General features: G+C 54.1%; 9 protein-coding genes. 3 read left to right on the top strand and 6 right to left on the bottom strand.

The features are described from left to right. Positions 1-44: 44 nt before the first annotated feature. The 6 genes from P0N66_RS12685 to P0N66_RS12660 all read right to left on the bottom strand — a co-directional run bounded on the left by P0N66_RS12685 (position 45) and on the right by P0N66_RS12660 (position 3,323). Positions 45-335 carry a type II toxin-antitoxin system RelE/ParE family toxin gene (locus P0N66_RS12685; protein ID WP_431190056.1) on the bottom strand — a complete coding sequence of 97 codons (291 nt, stop codon included), beginning with the start codon at positions 333-335 and terminating at the stop codon, positions 45-47. A gap of 45 nt (positions 336-380) precedes the next feature. After that, positions 381-725: a HepT-like ribonuclease domain-containing protein gene (locus P0N66_RS12680; RefSeq protein WP_275805990.1), complete on the bottom strand. Its 345-nt coding sequence runs from the start codon at positions 723-725 to the stop codon at positions 381-383. Then, positions 718-1,008: a nucleotidyltransferase family protein gene (locus P0N66_RS12675; protein WP_431190055.1), complete on the bottom strand. Its 291-nt coding sequence runs from the start codon at positions 1,006-1,008 to the stop codon at positions 718-720. Before P0N66_RS12675 ends, P0N66_RS12680 begins: the two co-directional genes overlap by 8 nt. Before the next feature lie 28 nt (positions 1,009-1,036). Beyond that, a complete protein-coding gene (locus tag P0N66_RS12670) occupies positions 1,037-1,252 on the bottom strand; it encodes a type II toxin-antitoxin system Phd/YefM family antitoxin (protein ID WP_275805986.1) in 216 nt (71 codons plus the stop codon). Positions 1,253-1,308: 56 nt separating this feature from the next. Further along, positions 1,309-2,289 carry an RpnC/YadD family protein gene (locus P0N66_RS12665; protein ID WP_275805984.1) on the bottom strand — a complete coding sequence of 327 codons (981 nt, stop codon included), beginning with the start codon at positions 2,287-2,289 and terminating at the stop codon, positions 1,309-1,311. 320 nt (positions 2,290-2,609) lie between these two features. After that, complete coding sequence (locus P0N66_RS12660) at positions 2,610-3,323, bottom strand: transposase (RefSeq protein ID WP_275805982.1); 714 nt, start codon at positions 3,321-3,323, stop codon at positions 2,610-2,612. A 184-nt stretch (positions 3,324-3,507) separates the two neighbouring features. Between P0N66_RS12660 and P0N66_RS12655 the strand changes: the two genes are divergently transcribed. The 3 genes from P0N66_RS12655 to P0N66_RS12960 form a co-directional block, all read left to right on the top strand. Next, positions 3,508-3,843 (top strand): type II toxin-antitoxin system RelE/ParE family toxin, encoded by a 336-nt coding sequence (locus P0N66_RS12655; protein ID WP_431190054.1) that lies wholly within the window; start codon positions 3,508-3,510, stop codon positions 3,841-3,843. Continuing rightward, complete coding sequence (locus P0N66_RS12650) at positions 3,840-4,166, top strand: helix-turn-helix domain-containing protein (protein WP_275805978.1); 327 nt, start codon at positions 3,840-3,842, stop codon at positions 4,164-4,166. Before P0N66_RS12655 ends, P0N66_RS12650 begins: the two co-directional genes overlap by 4 nt. Before the next feature lie 66 nt (positions 4,167-4,232). Next, positions 4,233-4,399 (top strand): type II toxin-antitoxin system RelE/ParE family toxin (locus P0N66_RS12960; RefSeq protein WP_431190053.1); only part of this gene is annotated, 167 nt, incomplete at its 3' end.

Genomic DNA, 4,399 nt, shown 5'->3' with positions numbered 1-4,399 from the left:
CGCCGGGATGTGGATAGGGAACTTTGCGCATGGTCCATACTCCTTCAGTGGTAATCGACAATCTCGACATCCTTGGGGCCTTCCGGTGTCCACACAAAACAGATCCTCATCTGCTCGTTAACGCGAATGCTGTACTGCCCGGCCCGGTTTCCTTGCAACGCTTCCAAACGATTGCCTGGCGGCACCCGCAGATCGTCAAGCTTGCCGGCCCGGTTCAACATTGCCAGCTTGCGCATGCCCACGGATTCGATATTCACGAACCGTTTGACCCGCTGACCAGCGAACAGCCTTGGCGTATCCGAACATTGGGACGACTGAATCGAACGGAATAGTATCGATAATGGAAATTGGTGTCTTACTCCAATTTTTCCAAGTTCATCTTAATCCAGTCGTTTCTTCAATTGTTTCAGATTGGGCAACAGAGCAGGAATATCTTCTTCAATAATATTCCACAATATATCGTTATCGATACCCAGATAGGCGTGGATCAGCCGATTGCGGGTAGCGATTATCTGCCGCCAGGGGATTTCGGGGGCCGAGGCGCGAACCTCCCGAGGAACATGTGACGCCGCCTCGCCCAACAATTCAAGATTACGGACGGTGGCATCATAAGTCAGGCCGCTGGCGACAAAACGGGACTGATCAAAACCGGCCGTATAGGCCAGCACTTTTTCAGCAAAATCGATCATATCATCGATGTAAAACTGCCACCGTCGTTCAGACATTGACCGCTTCCTGCTCGATGAAAGGTCGCAACTCTTTACGCAAAGCCTTTTCGGTAACCAGATCAACGGGGCACCCCAGAAGATCTTCCAGGTAAAATTGCACACCGAAATAACGCCGCGAGGTAGCCGGGCCGTCAAAAGCCACCAATATATCCACATCGCTGTCCGGACGTGCCTCGTTACGGACCGCCGAACCAAACAGGACCAGCCTGACCACCCCGAACCGTGCCGCCAGTTCCGGCTTGGCTTCGGCCAGCAGACGCAGGGTTTCATCGCGTTCCATCATGGGCTTCTCCTTTTGTCCGCCATGGTCACCCTTCCCTCGACTCTCTAATCGCGCCAAGAATATCCCCAGTCGTGGATTTTGTCGTGATTCCGGGAACATCAAAAGGTGATTGACTGGTTTTCTTGTACACCAGAGAAAAAGTTTCCCCACCCCTGCGCTTGATCAGCACTTCTTCCTTTTTGGCGGTATCAAGCAACTCGGAAAGACGTTTGCGGGCCACGGAATACTGATATGCCTTCATGCTTTTTCCTCCCAGAGAGGGGGAATTGGTGTCTGACCCCAATTTTTCCGAAAGGATCAATGGAAGACTTCATCTATGGTATTGGCGGTCAGGATTTTCTCCGACCACGTAAGAAGGGACTGGGAATCGGCCTCCTCTACCCGCTTGCGCCAATCAGCGGCTGCACGGGGGCCGTATTTGAGTTCAAGCTGACGGAGCAGGAGCTTAACCTCACCCAGTTTTTCTCCTTGGCCGATACCCTGGCTGATACCTTGGCTGATACCCTCTTTAAGCCCCTGCTCACGGCCATACCGTTCAACACTGGTTACATAAGGCATTTTCATTTCCTCCTCGAAGGCTTTGAGTTCTGCGATAAATCGTTCCTGGGCCGACACCGGCAGGGTGAGTACCCAGTCGATCACCCGGAACAACTCCAGGATGTCGGCGCGGGAGTATTGACGCTGGTAGAGCATCCGGATCAACTGCATCTTCCAGTACAAGCGGTGGTCACCATCGCGGCTCTCGTTGGCTTTGATGTGGGCCATCACCACCACCGCGAAGAGATTGTTCGAGGCCTCCAGTTCCGACCAGCGGCCGGCCCATTCCTGCAGCGAACAACTGGGGAATTGGAACAACAGCCGACAACCGGCCCGCTCCCGGCGGTACTCGCCAATCTTGGCGTCACTGCCGCCGGTGATCACCGCCAGGCTGAGAACTTCAACCCGGTAGCGGTCGAAGATGCGGTAGTTGTAGACGAACATTCGCTGGTCAAAATCCTGATCCACCCGGCCCTGGACCTCGACGTGGATCAGCAGCCAAGTTTCGGTGCCGTCATGGGTATAGATTTTGGCCAGCTTATCGGCATAGCGGCGGCCATGGTTGCTGTCCCGCACCACCTGCAGCATCTCCTTATCGAGAAAGGAGAACCCTCGCGACCAGTCCACCTCCCGTTCCACCACCGGGAAGAGCAGGCCGAGAAATTCTGGAAAGTAGCGCTCCAGAGCCTCTTTCCAAGGGCTGTCAAGGTCATCTTGCACACTCTCTTCAGGGCTGGTCATCGGGGGGCTCACCGGGGTTGGGGTTGGTCGATTTCACCGATGTCTCATGCTTGAAATTAGTCAAACCGGGGCGGGAAGTCAAGAGCTTGGGATCGGGATCAGATTTCAAATCTGCACCCTTAGTGGCCCTTCAAAAAATAAATCTGTCCCGGTTTTTCCGATTTCCACGACGCGATCTCTACGAACGTTATGGGCTGCTGAAGGTTTCCGGGAAAGCGGGTTGGGGATTGACGCATGCTTTGGCGTGAAGAACATTGGAAAGTCGGATGCGGGAAAACCGCACGTCCGGTTTAAGATCAAAGGGGTCAGAGTCGTTGATTTTACTTACTTCGCACCTCCCTGAACGCCGACGATTTCCTATCGCCTCCACGCCCCAGGGGTGCTGACCGCCGCCCGGTCATGGCTTCCACCTGAGCCTTGAATCGATCATCACCCAATGCCCAGGCCTTGTTCGTTGCTTCCCGTATCGCCATCAAATCCCGTTCCGGCATTTTATCGCGAAACAGTGCGCGATAAGCACTTTGTCGCTCCGCGTCGGTTTTGCCCAACTGGTCATACAGCGGATGTGCTGTCAATAGCTGGACGGGCTTGCCAAGAGCATTTCCCTGGTAGCTGGACCAAGGGTATTCCGAGGCGTGGTCCACCATGCCTGCCCGCACAGGGTTCATCTCGATGTAGCGGTACACCGTCAGCAGATAATTGTCCGCACTCACCAGCGTGGACTTGTAGCGCCCCTCCCACAGGGTGCCGGTACGGCCATAAGTAAAGTTGAAGTACTGAACGTACTTTCGGCCCAGAGCCTGCATCATCCGGCTGACGCCCAGTTCGTCGCCGGGTGTCAGCAGCAAGTGCACGTGATTGGTCATCAGCACAAAGGCGTGGATAGCCACTTGGTATTTGACGGCCGCTTCTTCGAGGAAAGACAGATAGGCTTTATAATCTCCAACAGTGCAAAAACAAGCCTCCCGGTTGTTACCACGCTGGATCACATGCTGGGCGCAGCCGGGATAATAAAGGCGGGGCAAGCGGGGCATGAGGCGTCTCCTTGAGTGCTGAGTGCTGAGTGCTGAGTGCTGAGTGCTGAGTGCTGAGTGCTGAGTGCTGAGTGCTGAGTGCATGATAACCACTGCTGGCAGAAAATCAATGACTCTGACCCCATTGATCTGCAATTTTACTTTTTTCTTGCTTTACAGTTACAAGTTCTTGTATATTTACCTCATGACGATCAAACCAGTAGAATTTCTTGGTGACTCCCTCGAAAACTTGCGCACCTTCCCAAACAGTGCTCGGCAAGAAGCCGGGTTCCAGCTGGACTTGGTGCAACGCGGCGCGGAACCGAACGATTGGAAGTTCATGACCACTATCGGCCAGGGCGTCAAAGAAATTCGCACCAGAGATGAAGCCGGCACCTTCCGGGTCGTCTACTTGGCAAAGCTGGCCGACGCGATCTATGTCCTGCACTGTTTTCAGAAGAAGACGCAGGAAACCAGCCAGAAGGATATCCGCCTGGCCCGAAAACGTTACAAAGACTTGATGAAGGAGCAACAGCAATGAGCAACAAGGGACAACGATTCACCAGTGTCTGGGATGCCATCGAAGACACATCTCGGCAGGCCGCCAGCATGCGTGCTCGGGCAGAACTTATGATTGCCCTGCAAAGCTGGGTAAAGGCCAGCGGAAAAACCCAGGCCGAAGCTGCCCGGCTCTTTGGCATCACACAGCCCCGCATGTCCGATCTGATGCGCGGTAAAATCACTTTGTTTTCGTTAGATTCAATGATTGACATGGCCACTACTGCCGGGCTGGAGCCACACGTCACCATTAAGAAGCCGAAGGCTCCGAAGAAACGCCACGATGAACGGCTGGCTACAGCCTGAATTCACCCCTCATACCCCGCCTGGTGGTAGAGGGCCAGGATACCGACCAGCCACAAAAAGACTTGGTTGATATCGTCTCTCTGCGATTCACCAGAGATCGGCAGGGAGAGGAATGAGCTGATTCCCGGCCTTCGCACCTTGCCCGTCAAAAAATACATTATCTTTTACCGCGTAAAATCCGCCACTCTGGAAATCGTCAGAGTTCTTAGCGGCTATCGAAACATTGCCAACCT

This window comes from Desulfurivibrio dismutans (assembly GCF_029210385.1).
Taxonomy (GTDB): Bacteria; Desulfobacterota; Desulfobulbia; order Desulfobulbales; family Desulfurivibrionaceae; genus Desulfurivibrio; species Desulfurivibrio dismutans.
This window is presented reverse-complemented; position numbering and strand designations above follow the sequence as displayed.